We start from the raw sequence: 25,103 nt of genomic DNA on the forward strand, positions 1-25,103 counted from the left end.
TCCCACAATGGATCCAAACCAGACACAAAATCCATGTACAACCCAGACCCAAAACTGTGGGAGCCAGCCTGCTGGCGATGGCGTCATCCCGCTCACCATCACCCCCAACTGACCCACCACCATCACCAATAATCATGCGCCTACAGCAACACCACCAAACGTGATTTAATACCCGACTTTCAAATATCCGGGACAGGGAAGCGGTACTTTCGCGGCCAAAAGTCGCCCGCCATCCACCCCCATAACCCTTAAGTATTCCTCGCATAAGGCTGTCATGGACACGGGCTCACGACTCAAATTAGTACGCGAAAGCTACAAACTCTCCCAGCGCGAGCTGGCCCGGCGTAGCGGCGTCACCAATGCCACCATCTCCCTGATCGAGCAGAATCGCGTCAGTCCCTCCGTCAGTTCCCTGAAAAAACTGCTCGAAGGCATCCCGATGTCTTTGGCGGACTTCTTCACCTTCGATCAGCCGCCGCGTGAGCATCAATACGTGTTCCGCGCCAATGAACAGCCGGATCTCGGGCGTCATGGGTTGCGCTTGCTACTGATTGGCGCCTCGGTGCCGAGTCGGCAAATGCGCTTGCTGCGCGAGCAATACGCGCCGGGGGCGAGTTCGGGGGAAGAGCCGATTGTGCACTCGGAAGGCGAGGAGTGTGGGCTTGTGACCCGTGGCACCGTTGAGTTGACGGTGGATGGGCAGATCAGTGTGCTCAATGCGGGTGATGGCTACTACTTCCCGACCACGCTGCCGCACAAGTTTCGCAATATTGGCCAGGACGAAGCGGAAATCATCAGCGCCAACACCCCGGCCAACTTCTAACCTCAAAGCGGACGCAATCCTGTAGCAGCTGCCGAAGGCTGCGTCCGCAGACGACACCATGCTGAATGGAAGCAGCTGCTTCAGCGCTTATCGAAAGAAAATGGACTTCACCTCATGACCACGCCCCGCATCCGCCCGCTTGCACTCTGCATCTTCCACCACAATGGCAAGATCCTGCTCAGCGAAGCCAACGACCCCATCAAAAATCGCCCATTCTTCCGCCCGATCGGTGGCGGAATCGAGTTTGGCGAAACCAGCGCCGACGCCATCGTCCGCGAAGTTCAGGAAGAACTGGGTTTGGCCATCACGGATGTTCGCTTGCTCGGCACCCTTGAAAACATCTTTACGTACGCCGGCAAGCCAGGGCACGAAATTGTGCAGGTTTACGATGCGAGGTTTGTCGATGCCAGTGTTTATGATTTGCCGCATTTGGACGGTCAGGAAACTGATGGTGCAACGTTCACTGCGAAGTGGCTTACGTGGGAAGGCTTTAGTGATGACGCGCCGTTGGTGCCTGATGGGCTTTATGAGTTGTTGAAAAAGGTGCATTGCTAGGTTAAATGCGTTTGCTGGGCTGGTTTTTCAGGTTTGCGCGGTTGAGTCCGCTTCCGGGCGACTTTGTTCGCGCCCTGGCTTTCGCGATTTCGCGTAATGCATTAGCCAATGCTTCCTCCCCATGCTTCTTGCTTTCAGCAACGTAAGCAGCCGCAATTTCCGGGCTGTCGAGGTATTGGGACGCTTCGTAGCGACTTGTGCTGGAAGTATCCAGTTCGAGGGTTGGCATATTTTCCGGGCTGAATGTTGATTTGCGCATGCCGTGGCCTCTGATTGTAGTAAACGACCAAGTCGTAATTTTTTTGCTAATGGAAACCCGCGATTTCGCGGGTTTTTGCCTTTGAATACCGGTCATTCACCCTTGGCGTTAGCAAACCCACGCTGCTCAATCACCCGAAACACATCACTCACATCCTGGAGCAAGATCCGGGCGATGTTGGCGACGGTGTTGATGTCGTTTTCGGCGTAGTCGGGGAGGCTGGTGCAGCCCATGAGCTGGAGGTAGGGAAGGACGGCGTTGAGGCGTTCGCTGATGCAGTTGTGGAGTTCGCGCAGTGGGGCGTCGCTGTCGATGAGCAGGACGGGGTAGTCGGTGGCGAATTGGGACATTGGGGTGAAGCGGCGGGGCGGGTTTTGAGTTGTCATGCTGCTAGTCCTAGAAAGATGAATCACAACCGACATTGCCCATTCACAGACGGAGATCGGCTGTGCGCGGCTAGCGGTACTCGGTGGTCTTCTTTTTAGGGCTGCGAAACCCAATCGCTAACGACTGCCAGCGAAGGGGCAACTATAAGCGGCGATTTTGGTGTCTGCAAACGGGTGTGTAGGACGCCTGCTGGTTTTTGTAGCAGCTGGCGAAGCCTGCGTTCGACTGCGTAGCAGTCGCAGAATCAGAATTCGCGGTGTGTCAGATGTGCCTTGCACGCTGGATTTACGGCCGCTGCGCAGCCGAACGCAGGCTGCGCCAGCTGCTACAGGGTGCGGGGTTATGTTTAAAAATATGGGTTGTGTTGGGGCGCCTTCGCCGCTTGGCGGGAGCAAGCTCCCTCACCACAAAGGGTGAATTCCTACGAGATTTTCGGACGTTGGGTTGAGAGTCGAGTGGTGGTGGGGGGCATTAAATTTTGGGTGGTCGAGATAGTGGGCCCTGACAGTGGATCTGCTTTGACTGTCAGGGCCTCTTCGCGGGCAAGCCCGTTTCCCACAGGTTACAGGGCGTTAGCCAGTTTTCCGCTCGACAACTTGCGTTTGTACGCGGTGTCGCGGTTGGCCAGCCAGTAGTAGAGCGGGGAGGTGATCAGCAGGCCGACCAGCCAGGACAGGTCAGCGCCGTTGATGTGTTCGGAGATCGGGCCGACGTACAGCGGCGTGTTCATGAACGGAATCTGCACCACGATGCCGATCGCGTAGGCCAGCAGCGCCTGCGGGTTATATCGGCCGTAGATCCCGCCATCGACCTTGAAGATCGAGCCGATGTCGTACTTGCCTTTGTGAATCGCGTAGAAGTCGATCAGGTTGATCGCGGTCCACGGCACCAGCACCACGAGCAGCACCAGGACCATGTCGACGAAGTGGCCGATGAAATTGGCGGAGGCGCCGACGGCGGCGAAGCAGCAGGCGGCGAGGACGAGGACGGAGAGCACGGCGCGGCTTTTGGCGGTCGGGATCCAGCGGTAGGCGAAGGTTTGCACCAGGGTGATCAGCGACAGCACGGCGCCGTAGAGGTTGAGGGCGTTGTGGCTGATGACGCTGAGCAGGAACAGCACGAGCATCAACGGGCCGATGGAGCCGGTGGCGAGTTTGACGGCGTCCATGGTGTCCATGCCGACGGGCGTGGCGAGGACGGCGACGGCGCCGAAGATGAACGACAGGCTGGAGCCGAGCACGGTGCCCAGGTAAGTGGTCCAGAAGGTCGCGGCGACGGGCACGTTGGCCGGCAGGTAGCGCGAGTAGTCGGACACGTACGGCGCGAACGCGATTTGCCAGAGCGCGGCGAGGGACACGGTGGCGAGCCAGCCGGAGATGTTGAAGCTGCCGCGGGTGAGGAAGTCGGCCGTCTGCACGTGGGTGAAGATGTAGCCGAAGCCGAGCACGATGCCGGCGCCGAGCACCCAGGTGCCGATGCGGTTGAGCACATGGATGAAGCGGTAGCCGATGATGCCGATGATGCCCGACCCGAGCGCGCCGATGACGATGCCGACCGGTACCGGCACGCTGTCGACCACGCCGTGCAGGGACTTGCCGGCGAGGACGATGTTGGAGGCGAAGAAGCCGATGTACATGATGCCGGCGATCAGCACCACCAGCAGGGCGCCGAGGGAGCCGAACTGGGCGCGGCTCTGGATCATTTGCGGGATGCCCATCTGTGGACCTTGCGCCGAGTGCAGCGCCATCAGCACGCCGCCGACCAGGTGGCCGACGAGGATGGCGACGATGCCCCACACCAGGTTGAGGTGGAACATCTGTACGCCGAGGGCGCCGGTGACGATGGGCAGCGGGGCGATGTTGCCGCCGAACCAGAGGGTGAACAGGTCGCGTGTCTTGCCGTGACGATCTTCGGGCGGCACGTAGCCGATGGTGTGTTTTTCAATGAGCGGGGCGGAGGTTGTTGCTGCGGTAACCATGACGGACTCCAAGGCAATTTGAGTACGTGGACGTACTTCGGTGAGCGCTGCACGGGGGCGACGCTTTTCTTGTTGGAGTCGATGATGTGGCGTGGGGGAAGAGAGATAAATTAGTAAGTTTGTTGGTATAGACGTTAAAAAAAGTGGGTCTGTGGAACGAGTTTTATTGCGGGCGAACGCGGTCCTGTGGCGAGCGAGCTTGCTCGCGCTGGGCTGCGCAGCGGCCCCAAAACAGGGGGCAACTGACAGTTTTGTGAGTGCTGCGCACTCTAGCGGGAGCAAGCTCCCTCGCCACAGAATCGTGTGCAGATTTTGAGGGTGGTTAGCTGATCGACAGCAGCATCCGTTGAAGCATCGCATCGCACGCCGCGAGCTGTTCGACGCTGACAAATTCGTCGGGTTTGTGTCCCTGGTCCATGCTGCCGGGGCCGCAGACTACAGTGGGAATGCCAGCCGCATCGAACAGGCCACCCTCGGTACCAAACGCCACCGTGCCGAATTCCCTGGAGCCGCAGCATGCCGCGATCAATTCAGCGGCTTCACTCTGCGCATCCGTCGCAAGGCCAGGGTAGGCCGACAACTCGCTGAAGCGAATCTCGCTCTGTGCACTGACCGCCCGCATTCGCGGCAACACTTGCTGCTCAGCGTATGCCTTCAGTTCCTGCGCAACCTCACTCGGATCATGCGAAGGCAACGCGCGGATTTCGAAATCGAAGCGGCAATCGGCGGGCACGATGTTGAGGGCTTTGCCGCCGGCAATCACACCGGTTTGCACGGTGCTGAACGGCGGATCGAAGCGCGTATCGTGATGTTCAGGCGCTTTCAATCGATGACCAATCCGCCCCAGTTCGCCAATCAGCTCCGCTGCGTATTCAATCGCGTTGACCCCCAGCGGCGCGTACGCCGAATGACACGCCTCCCCATGAACATCGCATCGCATCGCCAGCTTGCCTTTATGCCCGAGCACCGGTTTCAGCTCGGTCGGCTCGCCGATGATGCACAGCTTCGGTTTGACCGGGCGCCGCTCCAGCTCCGCCAGCAGCGAGCGCACGCCGAGGCAACCGACTTCTTCATCGTAGGACAGCGCGATGTGCACCGGCATGCGCAGCTGCGCGTTGACCAAGGACGGAACCAGCGCGAGCACGCAAGCGATATAACCCTTCATGTCCGCCGTACCGCGCCCATACAACTGGCCGTCGCGCTCGGTGAGTTCGAATGGCGGCACCGTCCACGGCTGGCCGTCGACGGGTACCACGTCGGTGTGCCCCGACAGGACGATGCCCGGCAATCCGGCCGGGCCCACGGTGGCGAACAGATTGGCCTTGCTGCGCGGTTCGTTGTAGATCAACTCGCACGGCACGTCGTAACTCGCGAGGTAGTCGCGCACAAACTCGATGAGCTGCAGATTCGATTCGCGGCTCGTGGTGTCGAACGCCACCAGCTTTTGCAGCAAGTCGCGGCTGGTGCTCATCGGTCGTCTCCGGCGACGCCGTAGCCCGGGGATTTGTCGGGGGCGAGGGCGCGGTCGATGTAATCCTGGACTTGCGGACGGTAGGCGTCCCAGAGTTTTTCCAGCTGGCCGATCGGGTCTTCGTCCGCCCAGTCGACCCGCAGGTTGATGATGGGCCAGGTCAGTTCGCCGACCACCACCATCGCCGCCGAATGCACCGGGCCTGCTTCGCCACCAGCAGCCATGGCGGCTTTCATTGCGGCCAGCAAGCGGTCGGCCAGTTGGCCTTCGCCGTGCTCGAACGCTTCGACCATGGCCTCGATCACGCCACGGTCCGCAAGCATGTTGCCGGCGGCGACGCATTGTTCACCGGAGACGGCATTGTGATTGCCCAGGGTTTGCGCGCCGCTGAAGTGGGCGGTCTGGCCGAGGTGGTCGATGGCGGTGATCTGGCGGTACTGGCTGTAACCGTTGCGGGTCAGCACCTTGTCCAGCGCCTCGGCGGGCGCGAGGCCTTGCTCCATGAGGGCGAGGACGTCCGGACCGAGGGAGGGCAGGGTGATGTTTTGCGTGGACACGGCACCGACACCCGGCAGCAACCAGGGGCAGCGAGCGCCGACGGCGATGCTGGAGGAGCTGATGGCGATGCCGAACTGACCGGTTTCGGGGCAACGGGCGGCGATGGAAAAGGTCATGGGTTTTGCTCCTTGGTGTGCCTTGGCTAGTGGGGTGTTTGGGCGGGCCTCATCGCGAGCAGGCTCGCTCCCACATTGGGATCCAGGTAGCTCACAAATGTTGTGTTTGCTGAAGATCCCCTGTGGGAGCGAGCCTGCTCGCGATGGCCGCGACGCGGTCTACTCCGGAATCACCGCAATCACATCAATCTCCATCAACCACTGCGGCTGACCCAGTGCCGACACCACCAGCCCGGTCGAAATCGGAAACACGCCTTTGAGCCACTTGCCCACTTCCTGATACACCGGTTCGCGATACCGCGGATCAATCAGGTAAGTGGTGGTCTTGACGATGTGGCTCAAGTCACTGCCAGCCTCTTCCAGCAACTGCTTGACGTTGCGCATGGCTTGCTCGGCCTGCGCGCGCGGGTCCCCCAGGCCCACCAGTCGGCCTTCGAAATCAGTCCCGACCTGGCCGCGAACATAGACCGTGTTACCGGCGCGGACCGCCTGGCACAGGTCATTGTCCAGGCTCTGGTTCGGGTAGGTTTCCTTGGTGTTGAACATGCGAATACGGGTATGGGTTGGCGTGGACATCTGAAGCTCCTGAAAGAAAAAATCAAGCACTGACCGGGGTTTTAAGGGCGACCGGGGCGACTTCGGCCTCGCGCTGCGCCGCATCGTGGTAATCGAGGTAAGAGCGCTGGATGGCGATGTGATCCGCCACGTATTTGGCGTCGTGCCAGACACCCCAGATGAACGAAGACCCGCGACGGGACTGCCAGGGCAACCCGAGGAAATACACCCCCGGCTCGCTCGACACACCGCGCTGGTGCTGCGGCTTGCCCTTGTCGTCAAAGGCGTTCACCTGCAGCCAGCTGTAATCCGTGGCAAAACCGGTGGCCCAGATGATCGACGTCACGCCGGCCTTGGCCAGGTCCAGTTCCAGAATCGGGTTGGTCACGCACTCCGGATCGGCGAAGGTGTGGCGGGCTTCCGGTTCTTCCGGCAGGTCCAGGCCATTGCGTTCGATGTAGGCATCGGCGGCATTCAGCAGCGCCAGGTAATTCTCGTCGCCCCGCGCCAGGTTCTCGGCCAGGTTGGGCTGGAACGTCGCCACGCTGCCGTTGAACGCCTGGGTCAGGCCGACCAGCGTCATGCCGCGATGAGCCAGCCCACGGAAGTCCACCGTGCGGCCGCCATGCGCACCGCTCACCGCGATGGTGACGTGCTCGCGCCCTGGTTTCATCGCCGCTTGATCCCACTCGCCGAGCACGCCCAGCCACCAGCAGAAATCACGGTTGCGATAAGCGCGAGGCGGGCGGTCGTGGGCGCCGACGGAGAGGTAGACCTTCTTGCCCGCCCGCTGCAATTCGTCCGCAATCTGCACGCCGGACGAACCGGCGCCCACCACCAGCACCGCGCCTTCGGGCAGTTGCGCCGGGTTGCGATAGTCGGCGGAGTGGATCTGCAGAAACGCTTGGTTTTGCGGTGCAATCGGCGGGATGACCGGACGCTGGAAAGGCCCGGTGGCCGCCACCACGCGATTGGCTTCGATCACGCCTTCAGAAGTTTCAACGGTGAAGCCGGGGCGTCCGACGTTGCGCTCGACTTTCAGTACATCCACGCCGGTGCGGATCGGCGCGTTGAATTTTTTGGCATAGGCTTCGAAGTAATCTGCGACACGCTCTTTCGGGGCAAACTCGTCGGGGCCGAGGTCGTCAAAATCCAGGCCGGGAAAGCGGTCGTGCCAGGCCGGGCCATTGGCAACCAGCGAATCCCAACGCCCGGTGCGCCAGCGCTCTGCAACACGGTTGCGCTCCAGCACCAGGTGCGGCACGCCGAGTTTGCTCAGGTGTTCACTCATGGCCACGCCAGCCTGACCGGCGCCAACAATCAGCGTATCTGTTTTTATTTTTTCAGTGGTCATCTCAATACCCTTCGACGTTGGAGTCAGGTCGCGTACGGCCTGCCATTTCTTGGGCTCAAGACTAGGGATGACCCTGGTATCGGTAAAATATTATTAAGCTGGCATTTGAGTATAAATAACTGATGCAGAGCGTTTGATTCAGCAGGGCTGTAAACTGGCCGCCTTCTTAATCACCTCGAACAAGAGATCCCCATGGCCAACCAAGACATCACCTTCACCCCCGATCCGGATGCGGATTCGATTTCTTCCGACGTCGCCGGTTTCGGCGGCATGCTGGTCTCGACCCAGATCCCGACCCGCGCCGACGGGAGCCTGGAACTGGGCGACATCACCCTGCAAAGCGAATGCACCTTGCAGGCATTGAAGGTTGCACTGGAACGCGCGGGCAGCTCCATGGACCGCGTCCTGCACCTGACCATCTACCTCACCGACATGGCCGATCGTGCCGCGTTCAACGAGGTCTACAAGCGCTTCTTCGCCAAACCATGGCCGGTTCGCGCGGCGGTGGGCGTCGCTGCGTTGGCGGTGGAAGGCATGCGCGTGGAAGTGACGGCGATGGCCGCCAAGGCCTGAACGTGCAGCCCGGTCATCGATCAGCCTGAGCGTTGAAAAAGAGTGAGAACAACTCTTGCGGTGATTTGATGTTCAGCTTTGTGTAGATATGCCGGCGATGGACTTTCACCGTCTCGGCTGAAATGGCCAGTTTGCCGGCGACTTCCTTGTTGGAACAGCCGCTGAGAATCAACCGGATCACGTCCAGTTCCCGGGCGGTCAGCGGTGTTCCCAGGCGTTCCACCGCACGTTCCAGATCACCGCGCCAGGCGGGTGTTTGCACAGGCAACGGCTGCGTTGCCGTGTCCTCGAAGAACAGGCGCTGCCGCATCAAGCCCAAGACCCAGGGCCGGGCCAGCTCCAGCAGTGAAATCTGCTCCGGCGTAAATCGCGTCTTGCGGCCCAGCGACAGGCACAGCGTGCGCGCGTCATCCAGTTTGACGTTGAACTGGACTTCATCTTCCACCACGTTGTGGGTGAAATAACGCTGGTAATACTCGGTCTGGGTGAAGCGCTCGGGGGCGACATCCGCCAATCTAAACAGGCCGCTCTGCGGGTTTTCGCGGTTGGCGATGTAGAACGGGTCCAGCGCATACAAGCCGTTGATGTAGTCATGGAACAGCGGATCGGGCCCATCGCCCTCGTACGGGCATTCGGCGAAGACGTGTGGCCGACCTTCGCTGAACAGCAGCGCCACCCAGCTGTCGAGCGGCATGTAGTCATCCAGCATTCGACTCAATACACGCCAGAACCCCGGTTGATCCAACTGCTCGACCAACTGGCCGACCGATCGGTGCCAGGCCATCTCCTGAAGGGTTACTGCCATTTCTACCCCCTGGGGTTACTCACTCGACGTGATAGGAATTTTTTACACGACACGCATACTTGCTTGGCCTTTTGCAAAAGTCATCTGTTTCCTGGCCGGGACACTACTTACAACAAGGTCTGACAATGAAACTTGAACTCGTACAGATGGCGGGTCGCGATGGCGATGTCGCTTACAACCTGCAACGCACACTGGACGCCATTGCCGACTGTGGGCCCGGCACCGATATCGTGATGTTCCCCGAGTCGCACATCACCGGTTTTCTCAACCACGACAACATTGCCCGGCTGGCCGAGCCGCTGCAGGGGCCCAGCGTGCAGGCGATCAGCCGCGCCGCTCGTGAGCGCGATGTTGCGGTCGTCATTGGTTTGATCGAGAGCGATGGCGGGCAGTTCTACAACACCCTGTTGCTGATCACCCCCGAAGGTGTTGCCCTGAGTTATCGCAAGACGCACCTGTGGGTGTCCGAGCCGGGCCTGGTGTTGCCGGGTGATCGCTACGCCACCGTGCAATGGCGAGGTGTGCGCATCGGGCTGCTGATTTGCTACGACATTGAGTTCCCGGAAAGCGCCCGGGCGCTGGCGGCGCTGGGCGCAGAACTGATCCTGATCAGCGACGGCAACATGGAACCTTACGGCCACTTGCACCATACGGCGGTGGCAGCCAGGGCTCAGGAAAACCAGGTGTTCGCCGCCATGGTGAATCGGGTCGGCGAGGGCGATGGCGAAACCTACGCCGGGGGCAGCACCGTGGTGGACCCCTTTGGCAGGCGACTGTTTGAAGCCGGCTCGCAGGAATGTCGCCATGTCGTTGAGCTGGATATGACCCGGATCGCGCCGGCACGAGCGCTTTATGACTATCGCGTGGACAAGCGTTTCACGCTGCCGGGGGCGCTCATCGAACACCCTGATGGCCGTCGTGAATTACTGATTCCCTGATCGGCGGACTGCGTTCCGAGACTCATCCATAAGAACAATACGGTTGCTGATTCAGCCCTTTTGCACGGCCGGTCAGCCAGGAGCTCCCTATGCGATTCAAGCGTTTGATGCACGTTGGTGTTTATTTACTGTTGGGCCTTGGCGTGGGCACCAGTTGGGCGGAAAGCCCCAGCGTGCGCCTCTACAACTGGTATGACTTCATTGCGCCCGAGGCGCCGAAAGAGTTCCAGAGTGAAACCGGCATCTCCATGGTGCTCGATACGTTTGACAACTCCGAGGTCATGCAAAGCAAGTTGATGGTCGGCCACACGGGGTATGACGTGGCCGTCGTGACGTCCGACGTGCTGCCCAACCTGATCAAGGCTGGTGTGCTTCAGGAGCTGGATCGCGGGCAACTGGGCAACTGGTCCAATCTTGATCCGGAAGTGCTCGCCAAGATGGGGGTCAACGATCCCGACAATCGCTACGCGGTGCCGTACATGTGGGGCACCACGGGCATCGGTTATGACGTGGACAAGGTCGCCCAGGTCATGGGGGCGGACGCGCCGGTGAATTCATGGGACCTGATCTTCAAGGAAGAGAACATCGCCAAACTCAGCCAGTGCGGCGTCGCAATGCTCGATTCACCCGGCGAAATCATCCCGATTGCCCTGCATTACCTCGGCCTGCCGCCCGACAGCCAAAACCCGGATGACTATCGCAAGGCGGAAGCGCTGCTGCTCAAAATCCGTCCGTACATCACGTATTTCGATTCCTCCAAGTTCATCACCGACCTGGCCAACGGCAATATCTGCGCGGTGGTGGCCTGGGCTGGCGGTGTCTTCGACGCGAAGGTGAATGCCGAACGTGCGCATAACGGGCGCAAGCTGGCCTACAACATCCCGCACGAGGGTTCGTCGGTGTGGGTGGAAAGCCTGGTGTTGCTCAAGGACGCTCCGCATCCGCAGCAGGGCCTGAGTTTCATCAACTACATGATGCGCCCCGAGGTCATCGCCAAAAGCTCCAACTACCTGGGTTACCCCAACGGCAACAAAGCCGCGACGCCGTATGTTGATCAGTCGCTGCGAGAAAATCCTGGCGCCTATCCGTCGACCGCCACCATGGCCACGCTGTTTCCCGGGCAGCCGTTGCCGCTCAAGACCGAACGTATACGCACGCGGGTCTGGAGCAAGGTGAAAAGCGGCGTTTGAAATGCGGTTGATGGCGCAATCCTGCGCCGAAACCCCGTGTTCACTTAAGCGGGTTTTTCAAGCAAACCCCCCATTGTGGCGAGGGAGCTTGCTCCCGCTGGACTGCGCAGCAGGCCCCATCTTTTGAGGGAAAAGGGGGCCGCTTCGCGACCCAGCGGGAGCAAGCTCCCTCGCCACAGAGATTTCGAAGGCTTCCAGATTTGCTTAGCTCAACGGCATTGCGCCGAATGAACCGGGCTTTTCAGTTGTCCGTCTGTATCAAAATGATTCATTCTTGGGCGGCCCTCATTGAAGCCCGAAACGATGACTGCCCTGAACGAAGACATTGCCTTAACCGAGTCGCCAACTGCCGATACGTCCGTGCGTCGACGAACGTTATGGGCGGCGTGCAGTGCGCACGCCGTGCACGACGGCCTCACCGATGTCATCTATGTGCTGTTACCGATCTGGCAGCTGCAATTCGGCCTCAGCCTCGCGCAAGTCGGGCTGCTGCGCGGCGCCTATTCGGGGACGATGGCCTCCTTTCAACTATTGGCGAGCCGCGCGGCCAAACGCTGGGGACGCACGCGCCTGTTGGTGGGCGGCACGGCGCTGGCCGGTCTGGCTTACCTGTGTGTGGGCCTGGCCGACGGGCTGCCGCTGCTGCTGTTGGCGTTGATGCTCGGCGGATTGGGCGCCAGCACCCAGCACCCGTTGGCGTCGTCGATGGTCAGCGATACCTATGAAGCGGGCGGCGGGGTCAAGGAGGCGCTGTCGCAATACAACTTCTCCGGCGACATCGGCAAGATGCTGATACCGGCGTTGGTCGGCGTATTGCTGACCGTCGTCACCTGGCGCACCAGCGTCACGCTGATGGGTGTGCTGGGGCTGGTGGCGGCAGGCATGCTGTGGTGGTTGATCTCATCGAGCCGTGCCACGGCCGTCAGGTTGAAGACAGCCGCCAGGGCGCCCGCCGGCCAGGGTTCTGTCAGCGGTCTGCGCGCGCTGTTGCTGACCGGCATCGTCGACAGCGCGGTGCGGATGGGCTTTCTGACCTTCCTGCCCTTTGTGTTGACGAGCAAAGGCGCCGGCACGGCGGGGATCGGACTCGCGTTGGCGCTGTTGTTCGTCGGCGGGGCTTTCGGCAAGTTGCTTTGCGGTTACCTGGGCGCACGTTTCGGCATGATGAAAACGGTGTGGCTGACGGAGTCCATGACCGCGCTGCTGATCATTCTCGCCCTGTATTTACCCTTGGCCGGCATGATGGTGATGTTGCCGCTGTTGGGACTGGCGCTGAATGGCACATCGTCCGTGCTCTACGGTGTGGTGCCTGAACTGTCGAGCGCAGAAAAACGCGAACACGCCTTCGCGCTGTTCTACACCGGTACCATCGGTGGCGGCGCGCTGGCCCCCGTGGTGTTTGGACGCTTGGGCGATGTCACTGGAATACCGGTCGCGATGATGACGCTGGCAGCCATTCTGTTGCTGACATTGCCGTTGTCCTGGTGCGTGCAGCGAGGGCTGGATCGCGTCCATCGCTGATGCAAGGCCGGGGTGGTGAACGTTATGTCAAGTGGTAATTTATGATAAGTGGCTGTTTTATATGGAAATATATTTTGCAGAAGGGCTTCCCGGATCAAAAGAAAATTGATAAATTTCCGCGCAGATACAGGGGCGTCGCCAAGCGGTAAGGCAGCAGGTTTTGATCCTGCCATGCGTTGGTTCGAATCCAGCCGCCCCTGCCATTCTCCTTTTCCCCGCGTTACTTCGTTTTCCAGTGCCCACCCCCCGATTCGCAATCTATCTTTGCCTGACCTAAATGCTCGGCGTCGTAGTAATACGTCGTGGCCTGAGCGTTATCGGGAATATTGAGCGACGTCGCATTCTTGTCTTTGCTGGTGGAGTGCGGGTTGGCCAGCGACTCTTGCGTCAGGGTCGCGATGCAGGTCGCCTGATAATGGTCCGCACACGCATCCACTTTTTTCTTGGTGCTGCTCAGCATTTCCTTGCTCTCGTTGCTGCACGACCAATCGATGGAACCCACCGGCATGCCTTCGTACTCATAGCAGCTATGGGACTCGACCGCGGGCACGGAAGGGCTTTGCGAGCGGGTCAGCACGTCACAGCCTTCGGCAAAGGCCAGGGCCGGACTCAGGCAGGCGATCAGAAGCAGGTATTTGCTGTTCATCGGGATGTCCTCTCCAATGGCGCTGCGTTTGATCACACTCAGCGCTGATAGAGATTCGAATGCCCAGGGCGTTCCGGGGTTCAATTGAAGGGCTCAGTGGTATGCTCGCGTCGCCACATCGCTCTGGCTCAACAAGGACTGAACATGACAATGACTGTCGACACCCTGCTCAACATCGCTATGACCAATCCCGTCAACGCTCAAATTGCCGCGCGCTTGCCGTCACTCGGCCTCAGCCAATGCATGCTCACGGCCGGATGTCTGTTCCAGGCGGTGTGGAATCATCAGGCGCAGCTGCCACCCGATTGGGGCATCAAGGATTACGACGTTTTCTACTTCGATACGGACCAGTCCTGGGAAGCCGAGAACGAGGTGATCGACGCGGCGCGGCACTTGTTCCGTGACCTGAACGTTAATATCGAACTCAAGAATCAGGCCCGCGTGCACCTTTGGTACAGCCAGCGTTTCGGCAGTGCCTACCCTCAGCTGCAGTCGTCGAAAGACGGGATCGATCGATATTTGATTGCGGGTACGTGCATCGGCCTGGACGTCGAAACCGATGAAGTTTATGCGCCTTATGGCCTGGAAGACATCGAGCAGGGGATGCTTCGGATCAACCCGATACACCCCCAACCCGACTTGTTTGAACAAAAGGCCAAAAGCTATCAGGCGCGCTGGCCTTGGCTCAGGATCGTGTACCCGGACGGGGTCGGGTCTGACTAACCGGCATCACTGCGCAATAAAGTCGCGAATAGCCTGGGTGGTCTGCGTCGGCGCTTCTTCCATCAGCCAGTGACCCGCCCCGGGAATCACCACTTCCGTGACGTTGTCCGCGGCGTTGCGCATCACGATAGCCTCGTTGTTGCCGAAGGACTTTTCACCCCCGACCGCCAGCACCGGCATCGTCAGCCGCGTTTTCATCGACGCTTCGTTGTCCACCGCGTCCTGGCGAATGCTGCGGAACTGGGCGAAGGCCGCATGCATGGCGCCAGGGCGGGCGTAGAGTTTGGCGTAATGCTTGCGAGTGGCTTCATCGACCTTCTTCGGGTCGCCGGCGAACTCGTTCCAGAAGCGGTCCAGGTAGATGCGCTCCCGTCCGGCGACCAGGCGCTCGGCATCCGGGCCGCCAAAGTCGAAGTGCCAGAGCATCGGTGAGCGGACGATGTCGTTCCACGGCGGAATCCCCGGTACCGGTGCATCCATCACCACCAACCGATCGGTTTGCTGCGGATAACGCGAAGCGTACGCGAAGGCGACCATGGTGCCGATGTCGTGGCCGATGACCACCGAATGCTCAATACCCAGAGAGGCCAGCACCGCACGGACATCGCCCGCCTGGGTTTTCTTGTCGTAGCCGCCGTCCGGAATCGACGACAAACCCATGCCGCGCAGGTCCGGCACCACCACGGTGTGGTCCTTGGCCAGGTCGGCGGCCAGTGGCGCCCACATGTCACCGGTATCGCCGAAACCGTGCAGCAGCACCACGGCTGGTCCCTTACCGCCGATGCGCACGTGAATTTTCGCGCCGTCGACCGCGATGTCTTTTGTGTGGAACGAGGCGGGGAAGGGTGTCACGTCGGCATGGGCCGGGAGGCTCAAGGCAAGCAGTGCGGAAGCGGTCAACAGGGCACGGATCATCGGGGTGTCTCCAGAGGGATGGATGGGTGGAGCGTAGACCGCATTCCGAAGCGCCCCGCCTGACTTTTCGCTCATTCGGCTCTTTTTCAGTCGCGCTCGCTTTTTGCCTTTTTTCTCTCGCCTGTCGCAAACGCTCCACGGCGTGTCGCGTTGGACCAACCGGCCAAAACACGGGTGCGCTTGGCAATAAAGGTTATGAGCGAATGGTCTATCACAAAAGCGACCACCTTCTTTTCTGTTAGCGACAGCCCTTGTTTAGCCCTCCATTTTTAACCCAGTGAAATCAAACGATTTTTATTAAATTCTCGTGAATATTTAATGTGTTTTCGATGTATACACAGAAAATACAATGTATTGACCGCCCCAGAAACGCATGCGAGTCTGACCCCATCAGCCACCCGCAACCAACGGCGAAATGACCCCGGAGGTCGTTGTGAAAAACGGCAAAACCAATCTTTACGAAGACTTGAAACGTCAGATTCTGACGATGGAACTGGACCCGGACGAAGCGCTGGATGAGGCGATTCTCAGCGAGCGATATGGCTTGTCCCGAACGCCCGTCCGGGAAGTGTTTCGCCGCCTGGCCGGAGAAGGGTATATCGACATCCGGGAAAATCGCGGCGCCCGGGTCATCCCGATGAACCACTCGACGCTGCGCAACTTCTTTCTGGTTGCACCCATGATGTACGCCGCCATCGGCCGTCTGGCGGTGCAAAACTTCAAACAGCGTCAGCTGATCGATTTGAAGGACACCCAATTCCGTTTTCGCAACGCCACCCTCTCACGAGATGCGCTGGCGATGGTGGTCGAAAACAATCGCTTCCACGCAATCATGGGCGAAATGGCCGGCAACCAATACCTGCAGCCCAGCCTCGAACGCCTGCTGATCGATCACTCGCGGATCGGCAACACGTTTTTCCGGCCTCAGAACGAAGACATGGAACAACGCCTCGATCTGTCGGCCAGCCATCACGATTTGTTCATCGAAGCCATTGAACGGCGCGACGAAGGCGCGGTGGTCGACCTTGTGTTCGAACACTGGGAACTGTCCCGGGAAAACATGGAAATTTTTATCGCGCCCCAAGGCATCCAGGCGGACGCGCTCGTTGATCTTCCACGTCATTCTCTTTCGGAGAAATCATCTTGAAATTCGAAGGCATCTACACACCCGCAGTGACACCTCACAAACCGGATGGGGAAATTGACTGGAGCGTGTACTCCGACGTCCTGGAGTCGCTGATCGAGGCGAAAGTCCACGGCATCATCATTGGCGGGTCGACCGGCGAATATTATGCGCAGACCTCCGAAGAGCGGGCCGAGCTTGCCGCCTACGCAAAAGACGTCATCGGCACCCGGGTGCAACTGATCATCAGCACCGGGGCGATTCGTACCGAAGACGCGGTGCAGTACGCCAAGGATGCAAAGGCGATCAAGGCGGACGCCATTCTCGTCACCAGCCCGCCATATGCGTTGCCAACGTCTGAGGAAAACGCGATCCACGCGTTGACCATCGATCGTGCCGTGGACCTGCCGATCATGCTTTACAACTACCCGGGCCGCATGTGCGTTTCGATGGATGAGGATTACCTGCGCCGTGTCAGCGCATCGAAAAATGTCGTGGCTATCAAGGAAAGCTCCGGCGACATGGGCCGCGTTCACCTTCTGGCCCGTGAATTCCCCAACATCGCGCTGTCCTGCGGCTGGGATGACCAGGCACTCGAGTTTTTTGCCTGGGGCGCCAGAAGCTGGGTGTGTGCCGGCTCCAACTTCCTGCCCACCGAACACGTCGCACTGTATCAAGCGTGCGCGGTTGAAAAGGACTTCGACAAGGGGCGCCAGATCATGTCGGCGATGATGCCGCTGATGAATGCCCTGGACGGCGGCAAGTTCGTGCAATCGATCAAATACGGTTGTGAAGCGTCCGGCCTGCCAGTCGGAAACGTGCGGCTGCCGCTGCAACCGCTCGATGCGCAGGAAAAGCAAAGCCTTCAAACCATCATTGCCAATGTGAAGCGCGACGTTGCCCGCATCACATCAGGAGCCAGCCATGGGTGATCTTCTGACCAGGGCGGAATATGCCGCCATTGCCAACGAGCTGTCATTCCCGTGCAACGCCTTTATCAACGGCACGTTCACTCCGGCGATCTCGGGCCGCACTTTCGCCACGAAAAATCCGGCAACGGGCGAGTTCCTGGCCGACGTCGCCGCGTGTGCGTCGGAAGATGTCGACCTTGCTGTCAGCAGCGCCAGAGAGGCTTTTGAAGATGGGCGCTGGCGATCGATTTCTCCCCGGGAACGCAAAACGGTGCTGTTGAAGTTCGCCGATCTGCTCGAACAGCACAGCCATGAACTGGCCGTGCTTGAGAGCCTCGACAGCGGCAAGCCCGTCAGTGAATGTCAGTTGGTCGATGTGCCGGACACCGTGCACACGCTGCGCTGGCACGCCGAGTTGATCGACAAGATCTACGACAACACCGCGCCGGTCGGCAGTGATGCACTGACCCTGGTGGTTCGCGAGCCGATTGGTGTGGTGGGCTGCGTGCTGCCGTGGAACTTCCCGTTGTTGATGCTGGCCTGGAAAATCGGCCCGGCGCTCGCCGCAGGATGCTCGGTGATCGTCAAGCCTGCCGAGCAGACCACGCTAACGACGTTGCGTGTGGCGCAACTGGCCTTTGAGGCCGGTTTGCCTGCCGGCGTGCTCAACATTGTCACCGGTACCGGAAAGGACGTCGGCGAGCCGATTGGCCTGCATAACGATGTAGACATGGTGAGCTTCACCGGGTCCACGGCCACCGGCCGGCGTTTTCTGCACTACGCCGCCGATTCGAATCTGAAACGCATTGTGCTGGAGTGCGGCGGCAAAAATCCCGCAGTGGTCATGGACGATGCACAAGACCTGGACCTGGTCGCGCAGCATGTCGTCAACGGCGCCTTCTGGAACATGGGCGAGAACTGCTCCGCGACGTCGCGCCTGATCGTTCACGCGTCGGTGAAAGACGAGCTGCTGGAGCGCATGGGCGCCTATATCCGCGAATGGAAAATGGGCGATCCACTGGACCCGCAAAACCGTGTCGGTGCGTTGGTCAGCCCCGAGCATTTCGACAAGGTGAAATCGTACCTTGAGCATGCCACCGCTTCGCAGCATCAGGTGGTGTACGGCGGAGGTACCGAAGGGGGTGTTTTCGTCGAGCCAACAGTGATTGACGGTGTCGATCGAGAAAACCGCTTGTTTCAGGAAGAGATCTTTGGCCCGATTCTGTCGGTCATTGCTTTCAGCACGGTTTCTGAGGCCATTGCCCTCGCCAATGACACGGTCTATGGCCTGGCGGCCTCCGTCTATACCGGCAGCCTGCGCCGTGCGATCCGGTTGTCGCGTGAAATTCGCGCCGGCATTGTCACGGTGAACTGTTTCGGCGAAGGCGATGCCTCCACGCCGTTCGGTGGCTATAAGGCGTCCGGGTTTGGCGGTCGGGACAAATCGGTGTTCGCTCACGATCAATATACCGAGATCAAAACCATCTGGATCGACGTGTCTGATCGGTCGGATGAAGAGAACGAAAAATGAGCACCCATACCGTCAAGCGCCTACCGGTCGACACCGGGGTTTCAGGTTGGGAGGCCATTTCCACACGCACTGCGCCTGTCCGCTTGCTTGATGGGAACGTGTCGGCAGACTGGCTGATCGTCGGTGCCGGATTCGCGGGCCTTTCTGCCGCGAGAAGACTGGCCCAGTTGCATCCAGGCGACAGCATCGCGGTGGTGGACGCCCATGAAATCGCCAAAGGGCCGGCTGGCAGAAACTCGGGGTTCATGATCGATGTGCCGCACAGTCTGTCCTCCGGGGAGTATTCGGTGGGCGGTGAATCGGCCACGGCACTGGAAATTGCCCAGAATCGGTTTGCCATCGCTTTTGCCGCAGAAGCCGCGCGTGAATACGGCATGTCTGCGGAGACGTTCGACCCTTCAGGCAAGATCAACGCCGCGGCCACCGAACGTGGCGTGAAGCTCAACGATAACTACGCGAAGTCATTAAAGGGTATCGGCGAACAGTTTGAAATGCTGGACGCCGCGCAGATGCAAGACATCACCGGCTCCACGTATTACCACAACGGTTTGTACACGCCAGGCGCGGTGATGATTCAGCCTGCGCAATACATCAGGGACCTGGCACTCGGACTGGGTTCTAAAATAAGTTTGTATGAGCGCTCGCCGATCATTGAGTTGACCCGGACGGGTAATAGCTGGAAAGCCAAGTCACATCGCGGCGTTATTAATGCCCCTAAAGTTATTCTCGCCGTTAATGGTCATATTGAAGACTTTGGGCATTTTCAAGGCCGACTGTTGCACGTCTTTACTTATGCATCCATGACCGCTGCTTACAGTCATGATGAATTTGAAAGACCGGTCACCGGTAAAAACCGTTGGGCGTTATTACCGGCAGACCCGATGGGGGCAACGCTTCGAAAAATAACTTCAAATGGACTTTCACGGATTGTTATCCGAACCCGCTTTACGTATGACCCGAGCATTCAAGTCACACCGATGCGTGTGGCGGCGGTGGCCGAAGAACAACGGCATTCGCTGGATGCACGTTTTCCCGAATTGAAATCAACCCCGTTGGAATTCAGTTGGGCAGGGCGGCTGTGCTTGAGTCGTAACAGCGCGCCGGCCTTTGGCGAAATCGAGGAAAACCTCTATTCCGCCTGCTGCGAAAACGGGTTGGGCACGGTGAAAAGCACATTGGCAGGCGTTATGGCTGCCGAGTTGGCCAGCGGCCATCATTCACCGGTGTTGCAAAGTTTCAGTCAGCTGCCAGGTCCTAGCCGGCTTCCGCCGAAGTTATTGACGATGCTGGGTGTCAACTCGGTTATTCGTTGGCAGGCGCTGAGAGCCGGGAAAGAGGGCTGAATAGTTTTACCCACCGGCTTTTATTTCATAAAGGCCTAATCTCTAGTTTTAAACCGTAGATCGGAGCACGCCATGAATAAGATTTGGAAGGCAGTCTGTGCTGTCGCTGTGGCCGGCGTTATGTGTTTGCCAGTTCACGCCGAAGAAAAAAACATCACCATGGGCACCATGACCTGGGAAGACTTGACGCCCATTACGGGTATTACCAAGAAGGTATTGGAAGACTCCGGATATACGGTGAAAGTTATCGAGTTTTCCGAGTGGGGCATCGCTTATGCGGCATTAAGCAAAGGGGATGTCCAGGTGTTGGCGTCGCAAACGGACTACGCGGCCAATGATTACTGGAACAAAAACAAAAACAAAATCGAGAAACTCTCGCCGGTATCTTTCGGCCTTTACCAAGGGCTTGCGGTACCCAGTTATGTCGACATTGATTCTATCGATCAACTGAACGCCAATGCCGAAAAACTGGGCGGCAAGATCATCGGGATCGAACCGGGTTCCGGCCTGATGAACGATGCCACCAACGCGGTTAAAGACTATGCCCTCACGCTCAAGCTGGTTGAAGGCAGCACCACGGCCATGACCGCCGCATTGAAGTCGGCAGTGGACCGTAAAGAGCCGGTGGTGGTCACCGTTTGGGACCCTTCCTGGATGATGAAGAAATTCGATCTCAAATTCCTGAAAGATCCAAAAGGCATTTTCCCGCCGCTGCAAGGCTACTACTGGATCGGCCACAAAGGTTTTGCTGAAGGCAATCCGCGTGCGCGTGAACTGATGGCGAGCGTGTACGTGCCCATTGCGGATATCACGGCCATGAACGCCGAAGTCAAGGATGGAAAGACCATGGAGCAGGCGATCAAAGGCTGGACCGATAGCCATGGCGAGCTGCTGAAACGCTGGGAAAACATCAAGAATTAATCGCTGACGCCTTACGCCACTGCCGCCCTTTGATTCATTAGAGAAACCAGAAAACTGGTTCACGGGTTACGAAAATGACAACGGCCAAAATAGACACCAACGAAGTGCTGATCGATTGCCAGTCGGTCTGGAAAATCTTCGGTAAAGCCGCACCTGAAGCGATGAACGCCGTCATGCAACAGGGGCTGACCAAGACACAGATCCTGCAAAACTACGGCTGCGTGGTCGGCGTCTCTGACGTCAGTCTTCAGGTTCGCCGCGGCGAGATCTTCTGCATCATGGGCTTGTCCGGCAGTGGCAAATCCACCCTTATCCGGCTCCTTAACAAACTGATCACCCCCAGTTCGGGCAAGGTGCTGGTTAAAGGCAAGGACCTGTCGTCCCTGACACCTGCGCAGTTGCGCGAAGTCAGGGCACGTCACATCGGCATGGTCTTTCAGAGCGTGGCGTTGCTACCGAACCGAACGGTGCTGGAGAACACCGCGTTTGGCCTGGAAGTGCAGGGCGTCGGCAAGGCCGAGCGGTACAAAGTCGCCGAGCAGGCCTTGGCCAAGGTGGGTTTGAGCGACTGGTCATCGCGTTATCCCAGCGAGTTGTCGGGTGGCATGCAGCAACGGGTCGGGCTGGCGCGGGCCATTACCGCAGACCCTGAAGTGATTCTGATGGACGAGCCTTTCAGTGCGCTTGACCCCTTGATCCGCAGGCAGTTGCAGGACGAATTTCGCCAGTTGACCAAAGACCTCGGCAAATCCGCCGTATTCATCACGCACGACCTCGATGAGGCCATCCGCATCGGTGACCGCATCGCGATCATGAAGGACGGGGTCATCATTCAGGTGGGCACCGCCGAGGAAATCGTCCTCAACCCGGCTGACGATTATGTCGCGGAGTTTGTGGCCGGAATTTCCAGGCTGCACCTTGTCAAGGCGCATTCGGTCATGACCCCGGTCGAGCCGTTCAAGGCTGCGAACCCCGGGTGCGATATCTCGAGACTGAGCAAAACATCGCCGGGTGCTGATATCAACGAACTGATCGGTTTGACCATGAAGTCCGAGCGCGACGCGCTGGCCGTCGTGGAGAACTCGGTCGTCGTCGGCATCATCACGCCGCGTGACTTGCTGCGCGGCGTCCAGGGCATTCCGAATGAGTTTTCGGCTTCGACCACCGACACCGTATTGGAGGCCTCGACATGAGCATCCCGGACTTTGCCGATCAATTCGACTCGGTGGTCGATTCGAGTCTGGAATGGTTATCGGATCACGGCGAGTTTCTATTCGACGGCCTCAATGCACTGTTGACCGGCGTCTACAAAAGCGTGCTGTGGTGCATTGCCTATCCACCGTATTACCTCATCGCGTTGTTCATTGCCCTTGTCGGATGGCGGGTGGTGGGCGCGCGGTTCGCGATTCTGGCTGGCCTGGCGTTGCTGTTCTGCAATGTGATCGGCCTGTGGCCGGAGACCGTCAGCACCCTGGCGCTGGTGCTGACGGCCACGGTTCTGGCGCTGGTTGTGGCGATTCCGTTGGGTGTGCTGGCCGGCCTTGCGCCGTCGGTTGATCGCGTGGTCGATCCGGTGCTGGACCTGATCCAGACCATGCCGCCCTACATCTACCTGTTGCCGGCCATCGCGCTGCTGGGCTACGGCCCGGCCACCGCGCTGCTGGCCACTTTTATCGTGGCGGTACCACCGGCCATACGCCTGACGTCCCTGGGCATTCGCATGACGCCACGGGAGTTCATCGAGCTCGGGGACGCCAGTGGAGTCACCGGCTGGCAGATGTTTTTCAAGATTCGGCTGCCGTTCGCCAAGCCCAGCATCATGGCCGGGGTGAACCAGAGCCTGATGATGGCCTTCGGCATGGTGGTCATCGCCGGCATTGTCGGCTCCGGTGGCCTGGGTGAATCGATCTATGCCGCTGTTCGCACACTGGACATCGCCAAGTCGATCAATGCGGCCATTGCCATCGTGATTCTGACCATGATTCTGGATCGGTTGGCGCAGCACGCCGCACAATCGCGGATGGGAGACAACCAATGAGTACCCCAAACATTCAATTTTCCCCGGGCGAACTCCTGGCGCCGGCGGTTGACTGGCTGAACGCCAATCTGCACGGGTTGTTCAAAGTCATCAGTCAGGTCATCGAGGCGGTGTTGGGCACGGTAGAGGCCGGGTTGCTGGCACCCCATCCGTTTGTGTTCATCGGCCTCGTCGTGGTCGCCGCGTATTTTTTCGCCAACCTACGCGTGGCGGTCTTTGCGGCCTTGATGTTGGCGTTCTGCCTGTTCTCGGGCCTTTGGGCGGCCTCCCTGCAAACCATCGCCCTGGTTTCGGTGGCGGTGCTGATATCGGTGGCCATCGCCTTTCCACTGGGTGTGCTGGCGGCACGCGTGAAGCGAGTGGATGAAGCCTTCCTGCCGATCCTCAACATCATGCAGACCGTGCCGCCGTGGGTTTACCTGATTCCTGCCGTGATGCTGTTCAGCCTGGGGCGGGTACCGGCGATTATCGCGACCATCGTTTACGGCATTCCGCCGATGCTCCGGTTGACGACCCTGGCGTTCAAGCAGTTGCCCAAAGATTTGCTGGAACTGGGCCAGGCGTCCGGTGCATCCCCCAGGGACATTCTGTTCAAGATCGAATTGCCGACCGCCGCGCCAACGCTGTTGGTGGGGCTGAATCAATGCATCCTCATGTCCCTGGCGATGGTGGTGCTGGCGGGTCTGGTGGGGGCGGGTGGTCTTGGGGCTGAAGTCACCCGAGGGCTCTCCAGGATGGAGATGGGCCTGGGCCTGCGGGCAGGCCTTGGGATTGTCGCGGTGGCGCTGCTGCTGGATCGTCTGTCACGGGGCGCGTTGCAGCGCCATTCCCCACGCAAACTCATCTGAGGAATCGTCAACATGCGACGCAGCTTTTTTTGTATCGACGCTCATGCGTGTGGCAATCCGGTGCGGGTCGTGACGGGGGGCGGGCCTCTGCTGCCGTCCGTTTCGATGGCCGAACGACGCGAGATGTTCGTGCGCGATCATGATTGGGTCCGCACGGCATTGATGTTCGAGCCCCGAGGCCACGACATCATGTCGGGCGTGATCATCTACCCGTCCTCCCGTGACGATTGTGATTTTGGCGCGTTGTTCATTGAAGTCAGCGGGTGCTTGCCGATGTGCGGCGCGGGCACCATCGGTTTGTCGACGGTGGTGATTGAAGAGGGTTTGGTCACGCCGCGCGAACCCGGCCGGCTGGCTATCGAAACGCCTGCAGGTCGTGTGGATGTCGCGTACGCCATCAGTGGCGAATACGTGGATTCGATCCGTCTGTTCAACGTGGCCAGTTACCTGCACAGCGCGGACGTGGTGGTGGATGTGCCCGGCGTAGGAGCCTACACCGTGGATGTCGCGTATGGCGGCAATTTCTACGCGGTGGTCGAGCCGCAGGACAGTTGGGCGGGGCTGACGGGAATGACCACGGCAGACATCGTCAGTTTGAGCCAACAGCTGCGCAATGCCCTGGCGCCGGTGTGCAATCCGAAGCACCCTGAAAACGACCGCATCAGCGGCATTCACCACATCATCTGGTGCGATGACGAACACGGCTCCGCTGCTGATGGCCGCAGCGCGGTGTTCTATGGGGACAAAGCCATTGACCGGTCTCCCGGTGGCACCGGCACTTCGGCCCGGATGGCGCAACTGGTCGGCAAGGGCCGATTGAAGGTGGGCGATACCTTCCGCAATGAAAGCCTGATCGGGACGATCTTCGAAGGACGGGTCGAATCTGCCATCAAGGTCGGGTGCTTCGATGGCATCCGGCCGAGTATTGGTGGCTGGGCTCAGATAACCGGCCACAACACAATTTTTGTCGATGATCGGGATCCGCTTCGCCACGGCTTTCAGCTGGCCTGATTCGTCGCAC

At 59.4% G+C, this 25,103-nt stretch carries 26 protein-coding genes and 1 tRNA gene; 17 read left to right on the forward strand and 10 right to left on the reverse strand.

Features of this window, described 5'->3' with window-relative positions; genetic code table 11:
* The first annotated feature begins 274 nt into the window (after positions 1 to 274).
* The gene (locus EJA72_RS15450; protein ID WP_007946335.1) at positions 275 to 823 is read left to right on the forward strand and encodes a cupin domain-containing protein; all 549 of its coding nucleotides are present in this window, start codon (positions 275 to 277) and stop codon (positions 821 to 823) included.
* Between the two features lie 114 nt (positions 824 to 937).
* Positions 938 to 1,378 carry an NUDIX hydrolase gene (locus EJA72_RS15455; RefSeq protein WP_157712297.1) on the forward strand — a complete coding sequence of 147 codons (441 nt, stop codon included), beginning with the start codon at positions 938 to 940 and terminating at the stop codon, positions 1,376 to 1,378.
* Position 1,379: 1 nt separating this feature from the next.
* Here EJA72_RS15455 and EJA72_RS15460 read toward each other — a convergent pair whose 3' ends face one another.
* The 7 genes from EJA72_RS15460 to EJA72_RS15490 all read right to left on the reverse strand — a co-directional run bounded on the left by EJA72_RS15460 (position 1,380) and on the right by EJA72_RS15490 (position 8,056).
* A complete protein-coding gene (locus EJA72_RS15460) occupies positions 1,380 to 1,733 on the reverse strand; it encodes a hypothetical protein (protein ID WP_157712298.1) in 354 nt (117 codons plus the stop codon).
* Entirely contained in the window at positions 1,730 to 2,023 is a 294-nt protein-coding gene (locus EJA72_RS15465) for a fructose-bisphosphate aldolase (protein WP_157712299.1), read from the reverse strand. Before EJA72_RS15465 ends, EJA72_RS15460 begins: the two co-directional genes overlap by 4 nt.
* 563 nt (positions 2,024 to 2,586) lie before the next feature.
* On the reverse strand, positions 2,587 to 4,002 hold the full coding sequence (locus tag EJA72_RS15470; protein ID WP_157712300.1) for a cytosine permease: 1,416 nt from the start codon (positions 4,000 to 4,002) through the stop codon (positions 2,587 to 2,589).
* Positions 4,003 to 4,324: 322 nt separating this feature from the next.
* Positions 4,325 to 5,473, reverse strand: coding sequence for an acetylornithine deacetylase (gene argE / locus EJA72_RS15475; protein WP_157712301.1), 1,149 nt, complete (start codon positions 5,471 to 5,473; stop codon positions 4,325 to 4,327).
* Positions 5,470 to 6,147, reverse strand: a complete 678-nt coding sequence (locus tag EJA72_RS15480) for a DUF1028 domain-containing protein (RefSeq protein WP_157712302.1) — start codon at positions 6,145 to 6,147, stop codon at positions 5,470 to 5,472. Before EJA72_RS15480 ends, argE begins: the two co-directional genes overlap by 4 nt.
* 159 nt (positions 6,148 to 6,306) lie before the next feature.
* Positions 6,307 to 6,723 (reverse strand): RidA family protein, encoded by a 417-nt coding sequence (locus tag EJA72_RS15485; protein ID WP_017338215.1) that lies wholly within the window; start codon positions 6,721 to 6,723, stop codon positions 6,307 to 6,309.
* Between the two features lie 22 nt (positions 6,724 to 6,745).
* Positions 6,746 to 8,056, reverse strand: coding sequence for an NAD(P)/FAD-dependent oxidoreductase (locus tag EJA72_RS15490; RefSeq protein WP_157712303.1), 1,311 nt, complete (start codon positions 8,054 to 8,056; stop codon positions 6,746 to 6,748).
* 192 nt (positions 8,057 to 8,248) lie between these two features.
* Here EJA72_RS15490 and EJA72_RS15495 point away from each other — a divergent pair, with 192 nt between their 5' ends.
* On the forward strand, positions 8,249 to 8,629 hold the full coding sequence (locus EJA72_RS15495; protein WP_010459079.1) for a RidA family protein: 381 nt from the start codon (positions 8,249 to 8,251) through the stop codon (positions 8,627 to 8,629).
* 13 nt (positions 8,630 to 8,642) lie between these two features.
* Here the strand turns inward: EJA72_RS15495 and EJA72_RS15500 are convergent, their stop codons facing one another.
* Positions 8,643 to 9,434, reverse strand: coding sequence for a LuxR C-terminal-related transcriptional regulator (locus EJA72_RS15500; protein ID WP_157712304.1), 792 nt, complete (start codon positions 9,432 to 9,434; stop codon positions 8,643 to 8,645).
* A 125-nt stretch (positions 9,435 to 9,559) separates the two neighbouring features.
* On the opposite strand from EJA72_RS15500, the gene EJA72_RS15505 reads away from it, so the two are divergent.
* The 4 genes from EJA72_RS15505 (at position 9,560) to EJA72_RS15520 (ending at position 13,286) form a co-directional block, all read left to right on the forward strand.
* Entirely contained in the window at positions 9,560 to 10,372 is an 813-nt protein-coding gene (locus EJA72_RS15505) for a carbon-nitrogen hydrolase family protein (protein ID WP_157712305.1), read from the forward strand.
* A gap of 107 nt (positions 10,373 to 10,479) precedes the next feature.
* A complete protein-coding gene (locus tag EJA72_RS15510; protein ID WP_372240710.1) occupies positions 10,480 to 11,562 on the forward strand; it encodes a polyamine ABC transporter substrate-binding protein in 1,083 nt (360 codons plus the stop codon).
* 303 nt (positions 11,563 to 11,865) lie between these two features.
* Complete coding sequence (locus tag EJA72_RS15515; RefSeq protein ID WP_157712307.1) at positions 11,866 to 13,083, forward strand: MFS transporter; 1,218 nt, start codon at positions 11,866 to 11,868, stop codon at positions 13,081 to 13,083.
* Positions 13,084 to 13,211: 128 nt separating this feature from the next.
* Positions 13,212 to 13,286 (forward strand) — tRNA-Gln (locus EJA72_RS15520).
* A gap of 17 nt (positions 13,287 to 13,303) precedes the next feature.
* On the opposite strand, the gene EJA72_RS15525 is transcribed toward EJA72_RS15520, so the two are convergent.
* Positions 13,304 to 13,729 carry a hypothetical protein gene (locus EJA72_RS15525; protein ID WP_157712308.1) on the reverse strand — a complete coding sequence of 142 codons (426 nt, stop codon included), beginning with the start codon at positions 13,727 to 13,729 and terminating at the stop codon, positions 13,304 to 13,306.
* Between the two features lie 144 nt (positions 13,730 to 13,873).
* On the opposite strand from EJA72_RS15525, the gene EJA72_RS15530 reads away from it, so the two are divergent.
* Positions 13,874 to 14,452 carry a nucleotidyltransferase family protein gene (locus EJA72_RS15530; RefSeq protein WP_157712309.1) on the forward strand — a complete coding sequence of 193 codons (579 nt, stop codon included), beginning with the start codon at positions 13,874 to 13,876 and terminating at the stop codon, positions 14,450 to 14,452.
* A gap of 6 nt (positions 14,453 to 14,458) precedes the next feature.
* On the opposite strand, the gene EJA72_RS15535 is transcribed toward EJA72_RS15530, so the two are convergent.
* Entirely contained in the window at positions 14,459 to 15,367 is a 909-nt protein-coding gene (locus EJA72_RS15535; RefSeq protein ID WP_157712310.1) for an alpha/beta fold hydrolase, read from the reverse strand.
* Positions 15,368 to 15,800: 433 nt separating this feature from the next.
* On the opposite strand from EJA72_RS15535, the gene EJA72_RS15540 reads away from it, so the two are divergent.
* The 9 genes from EJA72_RS15540 to EJA72_RS15580 all read left to right on the forward strand — a co-directional run bounded on the left by EJA72_RS15540 (position 15,801) and on the right by EJA72_RS15580 (position 25,093).
* Positions 15,801 to 16,514, forward strand: a complete 714-nt coding sequence (locus EJA72_RS15540) for a GntR family transcriptional regulator (RefSeq protein WP_178129384.1) — start codon at positions 15,801 to 15,803, stop codon at positions 16,512 to 16,514.
* Entirely contained in the window at positions 16,511 to 17,422 is a 912-nt protein-coding gene (locus EJA72_RS15545) for a dihydrodipicolinate synthase family protein (RefSeq protein ID WP_157712312.1), read from the forward strand. The genes EJA72_RS15540 and EJA72_RS15545 overlap by 4 nt, the downstream gene beginning before the upstream one ends.
* Positions 17,415 to 18,932 (forward strand): aldehyde dehydrogenase, encoded by a 1,518-nt coding sequence (locus EJA72_RS15550; protein ID WP_157712313.1) that lies wholly within the window; start codon positions 17,415 to 17,417, stop codon positions 18,930 to 18,932. The genes EJA72_RS15545 and EJA72_RS15550 overlap by 8 nt, the downstream gene beginning before the upstream one ends.
* Positions 18,929 to 20,275 carry an FAD-binding oxidoreductase gene (locus tag EJA72_RS15555; RefSeq protein ID WP_157712314.1) on the forward strand — a complete coding sequence of 449 codons (1,347 nt, stop codon included), beginning with the start codon at positions 18,929 to 18,931 and terminating at the stop codon, positions 20,273 to 20,275. The genes EJA72_RS15550 and EJA72_RS15555 overlap by 4 nt, the downstream gene beginning before the upstream one ends.
* A gap of 72 nt (positions 20,276 to 20,347) precedes the next feature.
* Positions 20,348 to 21,196, forward strand: coding sequence for a glycine betaine ABC transporter substrate-binding protein (locus EJA72_RS15560; protein ID WP_157712315.1), 849 nt, complete (start codon positions 20,348 to 20,350; stop codon positions 21,194 to 21,196).
* A gap of 74 nt (positions 21,197 to 21,270) precedes the next feature.
* The gene (locus tag EJA72_RS15565) at positions 21,271 to 22,389 is read left to right on the forward strand and encodes a glycine betaine/L-proline ABC transporter ATP-binding protein (protein ID WP_157712316.1); all 1,119 of its coding nucleotides are present in this window, start codon (positions 21,271 to 21,273) and stop codon (positions 22,387 to 22,389) included.
* Positions 22,386 to 23,234: a proline/glycine betaine ABC transporter permease gene (locus tag EJA72_RS15570; RefSeq protein WP_157712317.1), complete on the forward strand. Its 849-nt coding sequence runs from the start codon at positions 22,386 to 22,388 to the stop codon at positions 23,232 to 23,234. The genes EJA72_RS15565 and EJA72_RS15570 overlap by 4 nt, the downstream gene beginning before the upstream one ends.
* Complete coding sequence (locus tag EJA72_RS15575; RefSeq protein WP_157712318.1) at positions 23,231 to 24,082, forward strand: proline/glycine betaine ABC transporter permease; 852 nt, start codon at positions 23,231 to 23,233, stop codon at positions 24,080 to 24,082. Before EJA72_RS15570 ends, EJA72_RS15575 begins: the two co-directional genes overlap by 4 nt.
* A gap of 12 nt (positions 24,083 to 24,094) precedes the next feature.
* The gene (locus tag EJA72_RS15580) at positions 24,095 to 25,093 is read left to right on the forward strand and encodes a 4-hydroxyproline epimerase (protein ID WP_157712319.1); all 999 of its coding nucleotides are present in this window, start codon (positions 24,095 to 24,097) and stop codon (positions 25,091 to 25,093) included.
* Positions 25,094 to 25,103 lie beyond the last annotated feature (10 nt).

The organism is Pseudomonas sp. PB120, from assembly GCF_009761815.1.
Classification (GTDB): Bacteria; Pseudomonadota; Gammaproteobacteria; order Pseudomonadales; family Pseudomonadaceae; genus Aquipseudomonas.

Coding starts and splice junctions, on each gene's coding strand:
- EJA72_RS15450 (WP_007946335.1), top strand. CDS start 275: ATGGACACGGGCTCACGACTCAAATTAGTACGCGAAAGCTACAAACTC.
- EJA72_RS15455 (WP_157712297.1), top strand. CDS start 938: ATGACCACGCCCCGCATCCGCCCGCTTGCACTCTGCATCTTCCACCAC.
- EJA72_RS15460 (WP_157712298.1), bottom strand. CDS start 1,733: ATGACCGGTATTCAAAGGCAAAAACCCGCGAAATCGCGGGTTTCCATT.
- EJA72_RS15465 (WP_157712299.1), bottom strand. CDS start 2,023: ATGACAACTCAAAACCCGCCCCGCCGCTTCACCCCAATGTCCCAATTC.
- EJA72_RS15470 (WP_157712300.1), bottom strand. CDS start 4,002: ATGGTTACCGCAGCAACAACCTCCGCCCCGCTCATTGAAAAACACACC.
- argE (WP_157712301.1), bottom strand. CDS start 5,473: ATGAGCACCAGCCGCGACTTGCTGCAAAAGCTGGTGGCGTTCGACACC.
- EJA72_RS15480 (WP_157712302.1), bottom strand. CDS start 6,147: ATGACCTTTTCCATCGCCGCCCGTTGCCCCGAAACCGGTCAGTTCGGC.
- EJA72_RS15485 (WP_017338215.1), bottom strand. CDS start 6,723: ATGTCCACGCCAACCCATACCCGTATTCGCATGTTCAACACCAAGGAA.
- EJA72_RS15490 (WP_157712303.1), bottom strand. CDS start 8,056: ATGACCACTGAAAAAATAAAAACAGATACGCTGATTGTTGGCGCCGGT.
- EJA72_RS15495 (WP_010459079.1), top strand. CDS start 8,249: ATGGCCAACCAAGACATCACCTTCACCCCCGATCCGGATGCGGATTCG.
- EJA72_RS15500 (WP_157712304.1), bottom strand. CDS start 9,434: ATGGCAGTAACCCTTCAGGAGATGGCCTGGCACCGATCGGTCGGCCAG.
- EJA72_RS15505 (WP_157712305.1), top strand. CDS start 9,560: ATGAAACTTGAACTCGTACAGATGGCGGGTCGCGATGGCGATGTCGCT.
- EJA72_RS15510 (WP_372240710.1), top strand. CDS start 10,480: ATGCACGTTGGTGTTTATTTACTGTTGGGCCTTGGCGTGGGCACCAGT.
- EJA72_RS15515 (WP_157712307.1), top strand. CDS start 11,866: ATGACTGCCCTGAACGAAGACATTGCCTTAACCGAGTCGCCAACTGCC.
- EJA72_RS15525 (WP_157712308.1), bottom strand. CDS start 13,729: ATGAACAGCAAATACCTGCTTCTGATCGCCTGCCTGAGTCCGGCCCTG.
- EJA72_RS15530 (WP_157712309.1), top strand. CDS start 13,874: ATGACAATGACTGTCGACACCCTGCTCAACATCGCTATGACCAATCCC.
- EJA72_RS15535 (WP_157712310.1), bottom strand. CDS start 15,367: ATGATCCGTGCCCTGTTGACCGCTTCCGCACTGCTTGCCTTGAGCCTC.
- EJA72_RS15550 (WP_157712313.1), top strand. CDS start 17,415: ATGGGTGATCTTCTGACCAGGGCGGAATATGCCGCCATTGCCAACGAG.
- EJA72_RS15555 (WP_157712314.1), top strand. CDS start 18,929: ATGAGCACCCATACCGTCAAGCGCCTACCGGTCGACACCGGGGTTTCA.
- EJA72_RS15560 (WP_157712315.1), top strand. CDS start 20,348: ATGAATAAGATTTGGAAGGCAGTCTGTGCTGTCGCTGTGGCCGGCGTT.
- EJA72_RS15565 (WP_157712316.1), top strand. CDS start 21,271: ATGACAACGGCCAAAATAGACACCAACGAAGTGCTGATCGATTGCCAG.
- EJA72_RS15570 (WP_157712317.1), top strand. CDS start 22,386: ATGAGCATCCCGGACTTTGCCGATCAATTCGACTCGGTGGTCGATTCG.
- EJA72_RS15575 (WP_157712318.1), top strand. CDS start 23,231: ATGAGTACCCCAAACATTCAATTTTCCCCGGGCGAACTCCTGGCGCCG.
- EJA72_RS15580 (WP_157712319.1), top strand. CDS start 24,095: ATGCGACGCAGCTTTTTTTGTATCGACGCTCATGCGTGTGGCAATCCG.